The sequence below is a fragment of the Pseudomonas sp. LP_7_YM genome, assembly GCF_004364435.1.
Classification (GTDB): domain Bacteria; phylum Pseudomonadota; class Gammaproteobacteria; order Pseudomonadales; family Pseudomonadaceae; genus Aquipseudomonas.
This window is the reverse complement of record NZ_SOCT01000004.1, coordinates 124,572-142,209: the sequence shown is the minus strand read 5'-3', so window position 1 is coordinate 142,209 and position 17,638 is coordinate 124,572. Positions and strand designations below refer to the sequence as shown.

The 17,638-nt window shown below is 61.7% G+C and carries 11 protein-coding genes; 8 read left to right on the top strand and 3 right to left on the bottom strand.

Features of this window, described 5'->3' with window-relative positions; all coding sequences use genetic code 11:
- Positions 1-18: 18 nt before the first annotated feature.
- Positions 19-4,938, top strand: a complete 4,920-nt coding sequence (locus EC915_RS12400; RefSeq protein WP_133750825.1) for an alpha-2-macroglobulin — start codon at positions 19-21, stop codon at positions 4,936-4,938.
- Positions 4,939-5,341: 403 nt separating this feature from the next.
- Here EC915_RS12400 and EC915_RS12395 read toward each other — a convergent pair whose 3' ends face one another.
- On the bottom strand, positions 5,342-5,635 hold the full coding sequence (locus tag EC915_RS12395; RefSeq protein WP_133750824.1) for a hypothetical protein: 294 nt from the start codon (positions 5,633-5,635) through the stop codon (positions 5,342-5,344).
- A gap of 98 nt (positions 5,636-5,733) precedes the next feature.
- Between EC915_RS12395 and pbpC the strand changes: the two genes are divergently transcribed.
- From pbpC to EC915_RS12380, 3 genes are all read left to right on the top strand, one after another.
- Entirely contained in the window at positions 5,734-8,076 is a 2,343-nt protein-coding gene (pbpC, locus tag EC915_RS12390) for a peptidoglycan glycosyltransferase PbpC (RefSeq protein WP_133750823.1), read from the top strand.
- Positions 8,077-8,435: 359 nt separating this feature from the next.
- A complete protein-coding gene (locus tag EC915_RS12385) occupies positions 8,436-10,058 on the top strand; it encodes a collagen-like triple helix repeat-containing protein (RefSeq protein ID WP_133750822.1) in 1,623 nt (540 codons plus the stop codon).
- Between the two features lie 179 nt (positions 10,059-10,237).
- Positions 10,238-11,914: a ShlB/FhaC/HecB family hemolysin secretion/activation protein gene (locus tag EC915_RS12380; RefSeq protein WP_133750821.1), complete on the top strand. Its 1,677-nt coding sequence runs from the start codon at positions 10,238-10,240 to the stop codon at positions 11,912-11,914.
- A 46-nt stretch (positions 11,915-11,960) separates the two neighbouring features.
- On the opposite strand, the gene EC915_RS12375 is transcribed toward EC915_RS12380, so the two are convergent.
- Entirely contained in the window at positions 11,961-12,371 is a 411-nt protein-coding gene (locus EC915_RS12375) for a response regulator (protein WP_133750820.1), read from the bottom strand.
- A gap of 63 nt (positions 12,372-12,434) precedes the next feature.
- Positions 12,435-12,626, bottom strand: a complete 192-nt coding sequence (locus EC915_RS12370) for a Flp family type IVb pilin (RefSeq protein WP_133750819.1) — start codon at positions 12,624-12,626, stop codon at positions 12,435-12,437.
- A 317-nt stretch (positions 12,627-12,943) separates the two neighbouring features.
- Here EC915_RS12370 and cpaB point away from each other — a divergent pair, with 317 nt between their 5' ends.
- The 4 genes from cpaB to EC915_RS12350 all read left to right on the top strand — a co-directional run bounded on the left by cpaB (position 12,944) and on the right by EC915_RS12350 (position 17,630).
- Positions 12,944-13,900, top strand: a complete 957-nt coding sequence (gene cpaB, locus EC915_RS12365) for a Flp pilus assembly protein CpaB (protein ID WP_133750818.1) — start codon at positions 12,944-12,946, stop codon at positions 13,898-13,900.
- A 66-nt stretch (positions 13,901-13,966) separates the two neighbouring features.
- A complete protein-coding gene (locus tag EC915_RS12360) occupies positions 13,967-15,175 on the top strand; it encodes a type II and III secretion system protein family protein (RefSeq protein ID WP_256658732.1) in 1,209 nt (402 codons plus the stop codon).
- Positions 15,172-16,371, top strand: a complete 1,200-nt coding sequence (locus EC915_RS12355) for a pilus assembly protein (RefSeq protein ID WP_133750816.1) — start codon at positions 15,172-15,174, stop codon at positions 16,369-16,371. The genes EC915_RS12360 and EC915_RS12355 overlap by 4 nt, the downstream gene beginning before the upstream one ends.
- A complete protein-coding gene (locus tag EC915_RS12350; RefSeq protein ID WP_133750815.1) occupies positions 16,368-17,630 on the top strand; it encodes a CpaF family protein in 1,263 nt (420 codons plus the stop codon). The genes EC915_RS12355 and EC915_RS12350 overlap by 4 nt, the downstream gene beginning before the upstream one ends.
- Positions 17,631-17,638 lie beyond the last annotated feature (8 nt).

Below are 17,638 nucleotides of genomic sequence, written 5' to 3'. Positions count from 1 at the left end.
GCCGTCGATGAGTGACTCATGCTTAACAAAGGATTGTTGCTGGCCTGCGCGCTGGCGCTGCTCAGTGCCTGTGATTCCTCCCATTCCGACAAACCCGCTGCTGCCCCCACCCAAACTGCCGCTCAAGCTGCGGTTGTAGACGCGAGCAAACCCAAGCCTGCCGTTGATATACCTGCACTGCGCAAGCGGTATGCCGGGCGTGAACTGACCGTGATCGACGTCTCGGAAGTTCAGCTTGACGGTGCCAGTACGCTGTCGCTGAGCTTTTCCGTGCCGCTGAACCCTGATCAGAAATTCGCCGAACAAGTGCATCTGGTGGACAGCGTCAACGGCAAGGTCGATGGCGCATGGGAGCTGTCGGACAACCTCATGGAGTTGCGTCTTCGTCACCTTGAGCCCAAGCGCAAACTGGTGCTGACTGTCGATCCCGGTCTGGTGGCGGTGAACAACAACACCCTGGCCGCTGAATACACGGCGCGCCTGGAAACCGCCGACCTGCAAGCCACGGTCGGTTTTGCCAGTCGCGGCAGTTTGCTGCCGACACGACTGGCCGAAGGCCTGCCGGTCATTGCGTTGAACGTCGATAAAGTCGATGTCGAATTCTTCCGCATCAAGCCCGACTCCCTGCCAGCGTTCCTCGGTTCGTGGGAGGGCTCATCGAGTCTGCAGAGCTATGAAGCCAAAGAACTGCTGCCAATGGCCGATCTGGTCTACAGCGGCCGTTTTGACCTGAACCCGGCGCGCAATACCCGGGAAACCGTGCTGTTGCCTATTTCCGGAATCAAGCCCCTGCAACAGCCGGGCGTGTATCTGGCGGTGATGCGCGCCTCGGGCACCTACAACTATTCGCAGCCCGCGACGCTGTTTACCCTCAGCGACATCGGCCTGTCGGCCCACCGCTATACCAGTCGACTGGACGTCTTCACCCAGGCCCTCGAAGGCGGCAAGGCGCTGGACGGCGTAGGCCTTGAACTGTATGACGACAAGGGCCGCGTGGTCGGCCAGGGCAAGACCGACAGTGCCGGTCACGCCGAACTGTCATTGCCAGCCAAGGCTCAAGTGCTGTTGGCCCATCAAGGTGAGCAGACCAGCATGCTGCGCCTGAACAGCGCCGCATTGGATCTGGCCGAGTTCGACATCACCGGCCCGCAGGCTCATCCCTTGCAGTTCTTCATTTTCGGCCCGCGTGATCTGTACCGCCCGGGTGAAGTGGTGCTGCTCAACGGCCTGCTGCGCGACAACGACGGCAAGAGCGTGAAACCTCAGCCGATCACCGTGGAAGTTCGCCGCCCGGATGATCAGGTCAGTCGCAAGTTCGTGTGGGACGCCGGCGCCACGGGGCTGTACCAGTATCAATTGCAACTGTCGGACGAAGCCCCGACCGGACGCTGGCAGTTAGTGTTTGACCTGGGCGACGGCAAGCCACAGTTGTATGAGTTCCAGGTCGAGGATTTCCTGCCCGAGCGCATGGCGCTGGAACTCAAGGGCAGCGACACGCCACTGGCGCCTGATGCGCCGTTCGACATTTCCATCAACGGCCGTTACCTCTACGGCGCACCTGCCTCGGGCAATCGGCTGACCGGTCAACTCTATGTGCGCCCGCTGCGTGAAGCCGTACCGGGGCTGCCGGGCTACCAGTTTGGCTCAGTGACCGAGGAGGATCTCAAGCAGGATCTTGAGATTGAAGACAGCACCCTCGACGCCAACGGCCAACTGGACCTGAGCATTGACAGCCAATGGGGCAAGGCCCGTTCACCGCTTGAGCTGGTTCTGCAAGCCAGCCTGCAGGAGTCCGGTGGCCGCCCCATTACCCGGCGTCTGACGCAACCGGTATGGCCTGCCGACACGCTGCCCGGCCTGCGCGGACTGTTCGATGGCGAAGCCACCGACGGCGATGGCCCGGTGGAATTTGAGGTGCTGATGGCCGACGCCCAAGGCCACCAACTGGCCGCCGACAACCTGAAGGTGCGGTTGATTCGCGAGCGTCGCGACTACTACTGGAACTACTCCGACAGCGATGGCTGGAGTTACCACTACAACGAGAAATTCCTCAACCTGTCCGAAGAAACCCTCAGCGTGAAGAAGGACTCCACAGCCAAGGTCAGCTTCCCGGTGGAGTGGGGGCCTTATCGCGTCGAAGTCGAAGACCCGGCCACCGGCCTCGTCAGCAGCGTACGTTTCTGGGCCGGTTATCGGTGGCAGGACAACGCCGAAGGCGGCGCCGTGCGTCCCGATCAGGTCAAGCTGGCGCTGGACAAACCGGCCTACGCCGATGGCGATACGGCCAGGGTCACGGTTACCCCACCTTCTGCGGGCAAGGGCTATCTGTTGGTGGAGTCCAGCGAAGGTCCGCTGTGGTGGCAGGAAATCGACGTGCCGGCCGAGGGCAAAACCTTCGATGTGCCGGTGGACAAGAAGTGGGCACGCCACGACCTGTACGTCAGCGCGCTGGTGATTCGGCCCGGCGAGCGCAAGGCTAACGTCACGCCCAAACGCGCGGTCGGCGTGTTGCACCTGCCGCTGGATCGCTCGCAACGCAAACTGGCACTGACAGTCACGGCGCCTGAGAAAATGCGTCCCAAACAGCCGCTGACTCTCAAGGTAAATGCCAGGAACGCGGACGGCTCGATCCCGAAGAATGTGCATGTGCTGGTCGCGGCGGTGGATGTCGGGATTCTCAACATTACCGAATACGCCACGCCGGATCCGTTTACCGGCCTGTTCGGCCGCAAGCGATACGGCGCCGATCAACTGGACATCTACGGTCAGTTGATCGAAGCCGGGCGCAATCGTCTGGCGAGCCTGGCATTCGGCGGTGATGCGGCGCTGGCCAAGGGCGGCAAGCGTCCGGAAACCAGCGTCACCATCGTCGCGTTGCAAAGCGCACCCGTGACGCTGAACGATCAGGGTGATGCCGAGGTTAGCGTTGATATTCCCGACTTCAATGGCCAATTGCGGATCATGGCCCAAGCCTGGACCGACGAGCGCTATGGCATGGCCGAAGCTAAAACCGTGATCGCCGCGCCGCTGATCGCCGAGCTGTCGGCCCCGCGTTTCCTTGCCGGTGGCGACCAGACCAACGTGGCGCTGGACCTGTCGAACCTGTCCGGCAAGGCGCAGACGCTCAATGTGCAGGTCACCGCCCATGGGCAACTGAGTCTGGCTGAGGGCGATGGCACCAAGGCGTTCAGCCTCAATCAGGGTCAGCGCACCACGTTGCAGATTCCGGTGAAGGCCCAGGGCGGGTTTGGTCAGGGCGTGATCAAGGTGACGGTCAATGGCCTGGATCTGCCGGGCGAGAACCTGCCTGCGTTCAGTCGTGAATGGACCATCGGCGTGCGTCCGGCCTACCCGGCAATGCTCAGGCAGTATCGCGCAGTGCTCAAGGATCAGGCGTGGCGCCTGCCCGAAGGTGCGCTTGAGGCGTTCGAGCCTGCCGGGCGTGAGGCGCTGCTGTCAGTGTCGAGCCGTCCGCCTTTGAACCTTGGCGAGCAGATTCGGGCGCTGAAGGCTTATCCCTACGGATGCCTGGAACAGACCGCCAGTGGGCTGTACCCGTCTTTGTATGCCGACGCTGCGGTCCTCAAGCGGCTGGGACTGGAAGGTGAGTCCGATGCCGAGCGCAAGCGCAAAATCGAAATCGGTATCGAGCGCCTATTGGGCATGCAGCGCTACAACGGCAGCTTCGGTCTGTGGGGCGCTGATGGCGAGGAAGAATACTGGCTGACGGCCTACGTGACCGACTTCCTGCTGCGCGCCCGCGATCAGGGTTTTGCGGTGCCGCCGGATGCCTTGAAGAAAGCCAGCGAGCGCCTGTTGCGTTACCTGCAGGAGCGCAACCAGATCGAGGTTAGCTACAGCGAAAACGCCGAGCACACCCGCTTCGCCGTGCAGGCTTATGCGGGTCTCGTGTTGTCGCGCAGCCAGCAGGCGCCGTTGGGTGCGCTGCGCAGCCTGTTCGATCGTCGCAGTGATGCGCGCTCAGGTCTTCCGCTGGTGCAACTGTCCATCGCGCTGGAAAAAATGGGTGACAAACCCCGTGCCGATCAAGCGTTGCTGGCAGGGCTGGCGGCGGGTCGCAAGGCCAACGACTGGCTGGCCGACTATGGCAGCCCGTTGCGCGATCAGGCGCTGATTCTGTCGCTGCTGGAGGAAAACAAGCTGGTGCCTGACAAGGTCGAGGAGCGCCTTTTTGCCCTGTCGGATCAAGTTGCGGCCAGCCGCTACCTGTCGACCCAGGAGCGAAACTCACTGTTTCTCGCCGGTCGCGATCTGCTCGGCAAGCCGCAAGGCAAGTGGGCAGCAACCTTGAACAGCGGCAGCAACCATCGCGAACTGAGCAATGATCAACCGGGCGTCAAACTCGACAGCTCCGTGCTGGCTGCGCCGCTGACCGTACAGAACACCGGTGGCGACACGTTGTATCAGCAGATGACCCTTTCCGGTTACCCCTCGCAGCCGCCCGCGGCCGGTGGCGAGAACCTGGCGATTCGTCGTGAGTATCTGGGCATGGATGGCCAGGCGCTGAACCTCAACGCGTTGAAAAGCGGCGAACTGGTGCTGGTGCATCTGGAGCTTAAAGCCAAGGAGCGTGTACCCGATGCGCTGGTGGTGGATTTGCTGCCAGCCGGTCTTGAGATCGAAAACCAGAACCTGGCGCAAAGCGCGGCCAGTCTGGAAGATGCCAGTGCTTCTGTGAAGCAGTGGCGTGAGTCGATGGAAAACGCCGGGCTCAAGCATCAAGAGTTCCGCAGTGATCGTTACGTCGCGGCGGTGGATCTGCAAGGCTTCAACACGGTGCACCTGTTGTATCTGGCGCGGGCTGTAACGCCGGGCACCTATCGCGTGCCGCCGCCACAGGTCGAGTCCATGTACCGGCCAAACTGGCAGGCGCTGGGTGATGCGCCTGCGCAGTTGGTGGTGAAAGGGAAGAAGTAGAAAGCAGAACCGCGTTTTCAAAGGAAGGCGCGGTTGCGATCAAGCCAACGCAACGATCGTTCCCACGCTCTGCGTGGTAACGCAGCGACGGACGCTTCGCGTCAGCTGTTGTGACGACGCGCAGCGTCGGGGGTATGCATTCCCACGCGGAGCGTGGGAACGATCAAAAAAATGGAACAGGCGACCCAGATGGGGCGCTTATCCGATCCGCCCGGAATGAATTCGCTCCCTCAGGGGCTGTACGGCGTGCGTGCTGAATGCGATCAAGCCAACGCAACGATCGTTCCCACGCTGTGCGTGGTAACGCAGCGACGGACGCTTCGCGTCAGCTGTTGTGACGACGCGCAGCGTCGGGGTATGCGTTCCCACGCGGAGTGTGGGAACGATCAAGCCAATGACGACCTTAATGAATAATCCAGCTCAGCAACCACAATCCCAGAAACAGCCAGATGATCCCCATGATGATCGAAGCGCGCATGAAGGCGCGTATCGCCGAGTACAGCAGCATCAGGCCGATGATCAGGGCCACGATGCTGATCAGTGAGGTGTCCATGCCCAGCGTGCGTGACAACCCGTCGACGAAATTGCCACCGGCATGCGTGAACAGGTTGAACAACCAGCTTAACCCGTCGACGACGAAGCGGATCACGGCCCCGATTACCTGGCCGAACCATTCGAATACGCTTTCTACCTGCATGTCTGCTTCCTGATGGAGGGGCTGAGCCGAAAAAGGCACTGTTCGCTTTGGCTACCGATGGGCGGGGCGAGTTCCCTGCAGGATAAAGGCTCTTTGGCATGAAGCGTGGATTTCTTGCTCTGCGCATCGTGCGCGTGTTGTTGGGCAGCTTGTTGCTGGTGTGCCTGATCCTGTGGCTTGCCGACCGCATCTGGCCGCTACCGTTGCCCAGAGATGATCTGGCTCGCGTGGTACTGGCCGAAGACGGCACGCCGCTCTGGCGCTTTGCCGATGCCAACGGTGTGTGGCGTTATCCGGTAAGCGTGGATCAGGTATCGCCGTATTACCTCGATGCGCTGCTCACCTACGAAGACCGCTGGTTCTATCGGCATCCCGGCGTGAACCCCATGGCGCTGCTGCGCGCCACCTGGCAAAACCTCAGCGGTGGGCATGTTGTGTCCGGGGGCAGCACGCTGTCGATGCAGGTCGCGCGGTTGCTCGATCCGCACTCACGCACCTTGCCTGGCAAGTTGCGTCAACTCTGGCGTACCGCGCAACTGGAGTGGCACCTGTCAAAGCAGGAGATCCTCGGCCTGTACCTTAACCGCGCCCCCTTCGGTGGCACGTTGCAAGGTGTCGCGGCGGCCAGTTGGGCGTATCTGGGCAAATCCCCACAGCAACTGACCCGTGCCGATGCCGCGCTGCTGGCGGTGCTGCCACAGGCGCCGAGCCGCTTGCGCCCGGATCGTCATCCAGAGCGCGCCCAAGCCGCCCGCGACAAGGTGCTGCGACGTCTGGCCGAATTCGGCAAGTGGCCTCAGCAGTCAGTCGACGAAGCGTTGGAAGAACCACTGTTGCTGGCCCCGCGTCAGGAGCCGAGCCTGGCACCGCTGCTGGCTCGACGGCTGAATCGACCAAACAGCCCACCGCTGATCCGCACCACGCTGGACGCCGCGTTGCAACGCCGCCTCGAAGACCTCTTGCTCGGCTGGCGCGCGCGATTGCCTGAGCGTACGTCGGCGGCGATTCTGGTGGTCGAGGCCGAAAACATGGCGGTGCGTGCGTACGCCGGCTCCGTGGACATCGGTGACGCCAGGCGCTTTGGCCACGTTGATATGGTCAGCGCGCTGCGTTCACCGGGCTCGACCCTCAAGCCGTTTCTTTATGGCAAGGCGATGGATGCCGGCTTGATTCATTCCGAGTCGATGATGCAGGACGTGCCAAGGCGTTATGGCGATTATCGACCGGGCAACTTTTCCTCCGGCTTCAATGGCGCGGTCGCGGCCAGTTCGGCGCTGTCGATGTCGCTCAACCTGCCGGCGGTGCAACTGCTCGAAGCTTACGGCCCGAAGCGTTTTGCTGCCGAGTTACGCAACGGCGGTGTGCCGCTGACCCTGCCGCCTCTGGCCGAGCCCAATCTGGCGTTGATCCTGGGCGGCGCGGGCAGTCGTCTGGAGGAACTGGTCGGTGGCTATAGCGCGTTTGCACGGGGCGGGCGCAGCGCCGATATTCGTCTGCAACCGCAGGACCGGTTGCGTGACCGGCCAATGATGTCGCCGGGGGCCGCCTGGATCATCCGGCGCATTCTCAGTGGCCAGTCGCGACCCGATCTGGACCCTCACGCCGAACGGGTGCAACGCCCGCGGCTGGCGTGGAAAACCGGCACCAGTTATGGCTTTCGCGACGCATGGTCCATCGGCGTGGGGCCACGCTTCCTGATCGGCGTGTGGATCGGGCGGCCGGACGGAACCCCGGTACCGGGGCAGTTCGGCCTGGCCTCGGCAGCGCCACTGATGCTGCAGGTGCATGACCTGCTAGTGAACCGCGATGCGCAGCGCAATATCCTGGCGCCTGTGTCTGCCGTTCCGCTGAACGTGGGCGTGGCCGCGATCTGTTGGCCGTTGGGGCTGCCCATGAGCAAGAGTGATCCCAACTGTCGGCGTCAGCGCTTTGCCTGGACACTGGACGGCACCACGCCGCCGACCTTGCAGGCCACCGATCAGCCGCTGGGCCTGGGCTTGCTGGAGAAAGTGTGGGTCAACGACAAGGGGCTGCGTGTCGATGCAGGTTGTCCACAGGCTCGGCCCCGCGACATCGCGCTGTGGCCCGCGCCTCTGGAGCCCTGGCTGGCGAAAGGTGAACGTCGCGAAGCACGTTTGCCGGCCATCGATCCGTCCTGCCCGCCTCAGGGCCTGAGCCTGGCGGCGCCGATATCGATTGTTGGGGTGCGTGAAGGTGACCAGCTGCGATTGCCGACCGGCAGTCAGCAGCAGCTGCGCCTGACGTTGTCGGCACTGGGTGGCAATGGCAGGCGCTGGTGGTTCATCGACGGCGCGCCGGTCGGCGATACCGCCAATCAGGACAGCTACACCCACACTTTCAGCCGCTTGGGCCGCTATCAATTGAGCGTGCTGGACGAAAGCGGACAGACCGCGCGGGTGGCGTTCAGCGTGGTGGATTGAGGCAGGTCAACCGCTGGATTCGTGGCGGACAACGAAGGTTGTAAAAGCCATCCAATCCAGCGCCTGCAAGCAGTGCGTCCGTCGGGCGGATAACCACATTACGAACATTTTTAGCCCCTGCGCCTATCGGTTAAGCGACCTGACTTTCGTCCAGAGGTCCGGCATCACGCGCTTAACCCATTGAATCGTCAGGTAGTAAATTCAGTGGTTTTGCCTTCAGTTCTGCGCCTATCTAAGTAGTTAATACCAATTTAAGAATTGCCCATGTCTTTTCCCGGGATTGTTATAACGCCATGGAAAGGCGCTTTCGGGTCGTACCGAAAAGCAAACAGACAATTGCGTTAGGAAGGATTCTCTCGATGAACACTCACAGGATTTTCGCGGTATCGGCGTTGGCCCTGGTTCTTTCTGTCAGCCTCGGAGGGTGCAGCAGCGGTGGTGGTGGCTCGAAAAGCCACGTCTCTGGCTCTTCAGCTTCGGGTGCGTCGGGCGACTCCGCCAGTGGCGCGAGTACCGATAGCGGCGGCACCGGCAGCGGCGGCGAAACCGCCGGCAGTGGTGTGGGGGGAACAGCCGGTGCCGCCGGTTCGGGCGGCGGCACCGTGGTTGACGCAGGTACAGGCGCAGGTACAGGTGGCACGGGTGGGACGGTCGGAATGGGTGGTGGCATAGAGGATGGTATAGGGGATGGCAGCACCGGCGGTGTGGTGACGCCGCCGGTGGTCAGCACCACCACCGCGCTGACCAGTGTCGGGTTGGGCAAGGTAGTCGGGCACGTGGGCGATGCCGTGGTGGGCGTCGGTGATGCCGTGTCTTCTCTGCCGGCCACAGGTGTCAGCGATCTGACCTCTGGCGCAGGCGGGCTTGTGTCGTCGGTGGGGACGGCCACCAACGCTGTCAGCAGTGGCCTGGTCGATGGCCTGGGTACGTTGGGCACCGACAGCAATGCTCTGGGCACAACGCTTTCAAGTGTGGGCGGCGCCACCGGTAACCTGGGCAACGGCGTTTCATCAGTCGGCAAAGGGGTCAGGAAATTTGCCCGGTCGACCGTTGAGCAGGTGCCGTTGGTGAGTACCGTTGTCAGTGGTACGGGTGAGGTGGTCGATGGCGTCGGGCAGAAGGTCACCATGCTCGGTGACACCCTGAGCACCGCGACGACCAGCGGTGCCCTGGGTACGACAACACAGGCAGTCGGCGATGGACTGGTGCCAGTGGTGGCCATGGTGGAATCGACCACTGATCAGGTTGGCAGCGCGACGGGCCTGGGTCAGCCGGTCAATGGCGTGCTGCAGAATGTTAAGGGCACGCTAAATACTGTCGGCGATAACCTGACGGGCAACGCGCAGGGCAACCCAGTGATTTCAGGTGTCGGCGGATCGGTCAGTGGCGTGGGTAATGTCGCCGGCACTGCGGCAGGCTATCTGCAGGGCGGGTCAGGCACCAGTCTGGGTGGCAATCCAGGGCTGCTGGAAAACGTGGGCGGAGTGGTCGCGGCGGCGGGTAACGGATTGACCAGCGGATCGGCTGGCAACGTACTGGGCGCTGCCGGTCTGAACGGCACTGGCGTCGGCGCAACGGTCGCTTCTCTTGGTCCGATCCTGGGCGGCAATGGTGTAGCCAACACGGCAATCGGCGCACCGGTCGGCGCATTGACGAACAACGTCGGTGCAGCGGTCGCACCGGTGGTCAACAACGTCGCTGGCGTTACACAGAACATTGGCAGCGCCACGGGCCTGGGCGCTCCGGTTAACGGCCTGCTGGCGCAGACCGGTGGTGCGGTCAGCAATCTGGGCAATCAGGTCGCGGCTGGCAATGGCGGTCAGGTCATGACAGCGCTGGGGGGTACGGTTTCCTCGGTGGGCAACACGGTGACCCAGGTGGGCGGCCTGGTGAATCCGAATGGCAGTACAGCAACCGGAGGAGTCGGCGGTATTCTCAACGGGGTGACAGGCGTCCTCGGTGGTGTGGCCAGTCGCAGGTAACCCGTACCAGGCGGGCGAGAACTATCGCGAGTTGCCTGCGCGCGATGGAGTGTTCTTTCCAGGCTTGCCAGGGTAGCGACTTCTCACATTACGCCTACGCTTGTTTCAGACAGGGGAGTTGGATGATCCCCTGTCTTTTTTTGCTTGAGCACTGCTGTCGTGGTCACTGGAGTGTCCGTATGCGTGCCTGTATCCCTGTCCTGATGTTGGGTATCTGTACCTCTGCGTCGTTCGCAAACGCAGATGCACTTCCCGCTTATCTCAACAGCAATGACCGTGAGCGCAGGCTCCCGGCGCCAAACCTTCCTGCCGATGCCTATCGTCCCGCCACGCCCGCCCCGCAAGTGCCAATACCGCCTGCCGATACCACCGCGTTGATGATGAACACCAAAGTAGGTGTGCGCAAAATCCGTATCGAAGGCGGCACCGTTTATCCTTTGGAACAACTCGGAGCTGCCTATCAGCCCTTGATCGGTCGGGACGCGACGCTTGCGGAATTGATCGAGGCCACACGTGGCATCACCCAGCGTTATCAGAACGACGGCTATCTGCTTTCTTACGCCTTTCTGCCGACGCAAGGTTTCGAGCAGGGGCTGGTGCGAGTGGTATTGGTAGAGGGCTACGTGCGCGATTATCGGCTGGAAGGGGAGATCGGCAATGTGTCGGCGTACTTGCAAAAGTTGGTCGACAAGATCAAGCAGGAGCGCCCGCTGACCCGCAAAACCTTCGAGCGTTATACCTCGCTGATGAGCCGGGTGCCGGGCGTGACCTTGCAGGCGCAGGTGCCGCCACCGGGCACCACGGACGGCGCGACCACGCTGATTGCTCAGGCTTCGCGCAAACCGCTCACCAGCACGCTTAGCACCACTGATGACAACCGCCAGGGCTTACAGGCGCTACTGGGCGTGAGCAGCAACGCGCAAACGTCGACGGCCGAGCAACTGACCTTCAGCGCGCTGTTTCCGCCGGGTGATGACAGGGAACACTACTACCGCCTCGACTACAGTCAGTTCCTCAATACCGAGGGTACCCAGTTGAACCTGTCGGCGTCCCATTACCGTAGCGAGCCGGCCACCAACATCGCGCTGAATAACGGCCTGGAGCTCAACCAGCGGCGCGATAACGACCGCCTTTCCATAGGTTTCACCTGCCCGTTGATTGCGGCCCGGAACGAATGGGTGAGTGCCGGAGCGCGGGTGTACGCGGTCAACGACAAGATCCGCTATGACGTGGTCGGTTTTCCCTTGAGCATCCAGAGTCGGACCGACATACGAGCGCTGGCCATCGAGGGCGACTGGCGCAAGTCAACGGACCGACAACTGCGAATTCTCAGTGGCGGCGTGTACCGGGGGATTGACGGCATGGGCGCCAAAACCGACGACAACACCTATGACCTTGATTTCTTTCGGGCGCGTTTGTCCGGGGTTCAGAGCGACAAGTTCTTCGAGCATTGGCAGGGGGTGTTTTCGGCAGCGTTGTACTGGAGCAACGACACCTTGCCGGACAGCGAGCGGGCGCAGTTCGGCGGGCAGAATTTCGGTCGCGGTTACCCCGCCGACCAGGCATCGGGCGACAAGGGCTGGGGCGTGGCGTACGAGGTCAACTACAACTTCATGCGCGATGGCAACTGGGTGAAAGTGCTGCAACCGTATGGGGTATTGGATACTGCGCGGACCCGGTTCAACCAACTTCAGGTGAAGGACTCGAGACTGTCATCGTCGGCGTTGGGTTTGCGCTTGGGTGATGGGCGTTATTACAACATTGCGGTGGAGGCAGCTAAACCCATGTCCGACCCAGGCCTGGACAGCTTCAACCGTAATCCGCGATTTACCTTGAGCTTCAGTTATCAGCTCTGATGGGCAACCCGGCGTTTATGAAAGCTGGATGATGGGTAGCAGTGGATTACTGCCCTACCTGATAAACCTTCGGCTCGGGGAACAGATTGTTCAGGGTTTCGAGCAGGCGCACGTGATAGATGGGTTTGCGGAACAGATCCAGTACCTGCAGGCGCAGCAGGTCGCTGACGTCATCCATGTCGGCGTGCCCCGAGGTGACGATCACTGGCAAGTGCTGACGTGAGGTGTGCTCGCGCAGCCGCTTGATCAGTGAGATACCGCTTTCTTCCGGCATCCGCAGATCGGTGATCACCAGCGCAATATCCGGATGCAGGGTCAGCTGCTTCAGCGCCTCCTTGACGGACGGCGCGGTGAAGCAGCGAAACCCCTCGCCTTCGAGCAACTCGGCGAGTTCCTCGTTGGCGTCCTCTTCATCGTCAACGAGCAACAGTTGTTGGCGTGCGGGGCGTGCGGCCATGTCTTAGTCCCTTGCCGGACCTGGTGGATATACATGATTTCAGGTTAAACCCGTGTTGGAGGGTTATACCGCAGTGCCTCCAAGCCCGGTGAGAATGGCGTTGAACATGGCCCTGATTCTTACACCGATGTTGGTGAGGAACAGGATGGCGATCAGAGCAACCATTGAGGCCACAATGGCGTATTCGATGGCGGACGCAGCTTCCTCGTCCTTTATGAAACGGCGAATCAACACTGATAGGTACGTTAGGAACATCGGACTTCTCCCTGCGCCTGAAGGCGCGACTACGCAGATACACACATTAAACACTCTGTCGTAGCTACAGCATTGCCGCCAATGCCGGACTACACAATCACAAGAAAGCATTAATCACAAAGTGATAACGGCAAATGACTCATGCGCTCGGCTTTGCGACCCTCGAACGAATGAATGTTCAGGAAATTTCCGGCGAGTAATGGCGTTTTGAATGACCTCGACTACCTTCATAAACGAAATGACGAATGTTCACCGCCAACTGACTGCCAGATGGTCGCTTAACGTTTTGAGATTGTAGTCAGGGATGGGAGGGCGACATGAGCAGTCGCGTCACGATGGGGCTCGCTGTACTGTTTTTGCTGGGTGCGCTGTTTGCCGGGTATTGGGGACTGGTATTGAGCCGTCAACCCGCGCCCGCGCCGCAGGTCCCTGTTGCCGAGACCGCGGCTCAGACGGGGCCCCCGGTCGGTCCGGCTGTTGCCGAAAAGCCAGCCGAAGACCCGACCCGCCAGCCGGTGCTGGTCTTGGCCCGAGACCTCTCGCCCTACGAAACCATCAAGTCTGAGGACGTGCTCGTCGAACACCTCAAAGTTGCTCCGGTCGGCAGCTTCAGCAAACCCGAAGACGCCATAGGACGCATGTCCTGGCGGCCGCTTGCGGCGGGCACCTGGCTAACCGACAGCAGTTTCGAGGCTGGCGGCACGCTGGCGCGGATGATTCGCCCTGGCGAGCGTGCGCTGGCGTTGGCCATCGATGAAATCATCGGTGCGGGCGGGCACCTGAGCCCCGGCGATTACGTTGATGTGCTGCTTTATATTCCCCCCGATCAGGCCAGTACCGACCGCAGTGCCCAGACCGTCGTGCCAGCGCTGCGCGTGCTCAGCGTCGGTGCGTTCACCGGACCGCAGAATCAGGGCCCCGATGAACAGTCCGGCAGCCGTGACGATCGTGCCCAGCAGATGAAGCTTGCGATCAATGCCCGCAATGTCGTCGTCGCCGTGCCGGAACAATTCCTCAACCGCTTGATGCTTGCCTCACAGGCCGGTCCTTTACGCCTGGCCGTGCGCAGTGCCGATGAGAAGAACCTGCAGCGCTATTGGGCAGGCGACAGTGACATCGCGGTGCAGCTGGACACCGCCAATCGAAACGTTACGCACTTCAACCAACTGAGCTTGCAGTCGAGCGTCGCTGTCCGGACCGGCGGTGGGCCCCCTCACGGCCCGCGGTCGGTGGAAATCATTCGTGGCAACCAGACTGCGCCGCAAACCCCCTGAGTCGAGCAAGGATTGCAGTTGATGAGCCGTTCCAAACCGGTGTTGAACCGTGTCGTACTGACCTTTATGTCTGCCGGGTTGTGTCAGGGCGTGGCCGTGGCCGCGCCCGCCGGTTGTTCTGCGTTATCGGCGATGCCTGCTGCCATGGAAATCGGCCAGGGTGTGCAGCAGGACATTCACTCGCCGGTGGGGATCACGCGGCTGGCGGTGGGTGATCCGAAAATTGCCGATGTGCACGTCAACGGCGATGACAACAGCGCCTTCCTGCTGACGGGCGTCGGACCGGGCACCACCAGTCTGATGATCTGGACCGCCTGCTCGGCGTCGCCCCGGCAAAGCATGGTATTCGTACGCGGCGCCGCCAGCACGGCGATGACCGACCCGCTGTTGCCCCCTTCCGAAGACCCGCTGTTGCCCAGCCAGGTGCAGACCGATATTCGTTTCGTCGAGGTCAGTCGTACCAAGCTCAAAGAGGCCAGCACGTCGATCTTCGGCCGGGGTTCGAACAACTTCCTGTTCGGATCGCCCGGCACCGTGCCGGGCGTGAACGTGACGCCGGGGTCGGTAAGCGGCACGCTTCCGGGCATTCCGTTGAACAACAATACCTTCAACATCGTCTGGGGCGGGGGCGGCAGCAAGGTTCTGGGTATGCTCAACGCCATGGAGAGCAGCGGTTTCGCGTACACCCTGGCAAGGCCCAGCCTGGTTGCCTTGAGCGGGCAGAGCGCAAGTTTTCTGGCAGGGGGCGAGTTTCCGGTGCCGGTGCCCAACGGCGAAGGCAACGGCATTTCCATCGAGTACAAGGAATACGGCGTGCGTCTGACGCTGACCCCGACAGTGGTGGGGCGCAATCGTATTTCCCTGAAGGTTGCGCCCGAGGTCAGCGAGCTGGACTTCACGGCGGGCGTTACCATCGGCGGCACCACCGTGCCGGCCCTCAATGTCCGCCGTACCGACACCAGCGTGTCCCTGGCCGACGGCGAAAGCTTCGTTATCAGCGGCCTGATCAACACCAGCAATATCGCGGCGGTGGACAAGTTTCCGGGACTGGGCGATATCCCGATCCTTGGCGCACTGTTTCGCAGCTCGCAAATCAATCGTGAAGAGCGCGAACTGCTGATGATTGTTACGCCGCATCTGGTCCAGCCCATGGCGGTCAACGCGCCGCTGCCATCACTACCGGGTGAGGGCTTGCGCAATTACGACCCGAGCTTCCTCAAAATGTATTTCCTCGAAAACGGCAGCTTTGATCGCCGCAGCGGGTTGTCGCAATGAGCCAGGGGCCCAATCTAAGCCAGACCTTTCTGGCCATCGCGCGCAACACCACCGACCTGGAATGGCTGCAAGGTGCACTGTTGCCGCTCGGTCAGGTGGTCAGCGCGGGTACCGGCAGCCTCGACGAACTGCTGGCGTTGGTGGACGTGACTTTCGCCAGTGTGGTGTTCGTGGGCTTGGACCGGGACCACCTGGTGAACCAGAGCGCGTTGATCGAAGGCGCACTGGAAGCCAAGCCGATGCTGGCAATCGTGGCCCTCGGTGACGGCATGGACAACCAGCTGGTGCTCAACGCCATGCGCGCCGGGGCGCGGGATTTCGTCGCCTACGGGTCGCGTTCCAGTGAAGTCGCCGGGCTGGTTCGACGCCTGAGCAAACGCCTGCCTGCGGTTGCGCCCAACCCGAACATGGGCGGCCTGACGGTTATTTACGGCGCTCAATGCGATGGCGATGGTGCGCTGATCTCGGCGCATCTGGCGTTGGTGGCGCAGCAGAAAGAGCAGCGCACGCTGTTGCTGGATCTGGGCATGCCCCGTGGCGACAGTCTGGCGATCCTCAACCTTGAGTCCTCGTTCAATTTCGGTGATGCGCTGCGTCACCTGCGCCGTCTCGACTCGACCTTGATCGACAGCGCCTTCGCCGTGCACCCCAGTCAGCTGCGTATTCTGGCCTATGGCAACGACGACATGTCGCTGGAGCACACCAGCGCGGCGGAGCTGTACATGCTGCTCAGCGCCCTGCGTCAGCACTTCCAGAATGTGGTGGTGAACCTGGTCGGGCAACCGGACAGCCAGTCGTTGCGAACCTTCGTCGCCCACTGCGACCGGTTGCTGTGGTACGTCGATCAGAACGTCATCGAGTGCAGGCGCAACTTGGCGATTCTTAACCTCTGGCGCGAGAAAGGCCTGCAGCTGCAGCAGGGAGGGTTGCTGGTGGACAAATACATGCGCCATGTCACGCCCAATTCCGAGGCGCTGGAGAAGACCTTCGGCCTGCCGGCGATGGCAGTGCTGCCGCTGAGCCCGGAGGTGCGTCTGAATGCAAAAAACCAGGGGTTGTCGTTGTTCGAGTTGTCGCCCCGGGAATCGCTGAGCACCGGATTGCGCACCCTCGGCGAGCGAATCGTCGTCCGTTCACAACCCTCGGACAAGCCCCGTAAAAGCTGGTTGGGGCGTTTATTGGGAGCCCGTAAATGAAAGGCGAAAAGCTGTTTGGCGTTACACCCCGTCCGCAGGAAGGCAGCGGCGATGGGCGGGACCTGAAGCTGGTTCTGCATCGCTACATCATCGATGCCATTGAAGAAAGCGGGCGTAACCTGCTGGAGGGCACACGTCCGGCGCTGGCACAGTTCGTCTCCGACAAGGTGGCCGAGTATGTGGCGCGGCTGCGTCTGGCGGTTTCCCGCTACGAGATGGAGCGTCTGGCTGAGGAACTGGTGGATGAGCTCACCGGTTTCGGTCCGCTGGAGGTGCTCCTGCGCGATAACAGTGTCACCGAGATTCTGGTCAACGGCCCCAGCAAAGTGTTTATCGAGCGTGACGGGGTGCTGCACCACTCGGACCTGCGTTTCATCGACTCACACCACGTCGAGCGCGTGATCCAACGGATCCTTGCGCCGTTGGGCCGACGTCTGGATGCCTCCTCGCCTATGGTCGATGCGCGCTTGCCCGATGGCAGCCGGGTCAACGCGATCATCCCGCCGATTGCGCTGGACGGGCCTTGTGTGTCGATCCGTAAATTCCGCAAGGACATGCTCAAGAGTGCCGACCTGGTGGCCATGCAGACCATTGATCAACCCATCTACGAGTTTCTGGAAAGCGCGGTGAGCAAGCGCTGCAACATTCTTATCAGCGGCGGCACTGGCACCGGCAAGACCACCATGCTTAACGTGTTGAGCCAGATGATCCATACCCAGCAACGCTTGGTGACCATTGAAGACGTCGCCGAGCTGCAGCTCGGACACCCTCACGTGGTGCGACTGGAAACCCGTCCACCCAATGCCGAAGGGCATGGCGAAGTACGTTCCAGCGATCTGATCCGCAACGCTTTGCGGATGCGGCCGGACCGGATCATTCTCGGCGAGATCCGCGGGGTGGAAGTGGTCGATGTGCTGACCGCGATGAACACCGGTCACGACGGGTCGATGAGTACGGTGCACGCCAACAATGCTCAGGATGCGCTATTGCGGCTCGAGACACTGGTGGGCCTGACCGGTCGGCAGATCGCCGAGAAAACCCTGCGCCAGATGATCTGCGCCGCGCTCGACGTGATCATTCAGCTGACGCGCATGCCCGATGGACGCCGTTGCGTCAGCGAAGTAGTGGAAGTGGTCGGGGTACGCGAAGACGTCTACGTCACCAACACGCTGTTCCGGCTCGACCGCCGCTCAGGCTTCGGTTTCCTGCGCGAGGCCATCAACCCCGCAGGCGACAAGCTTCGGCACATGGACTACTAGGCATGCAC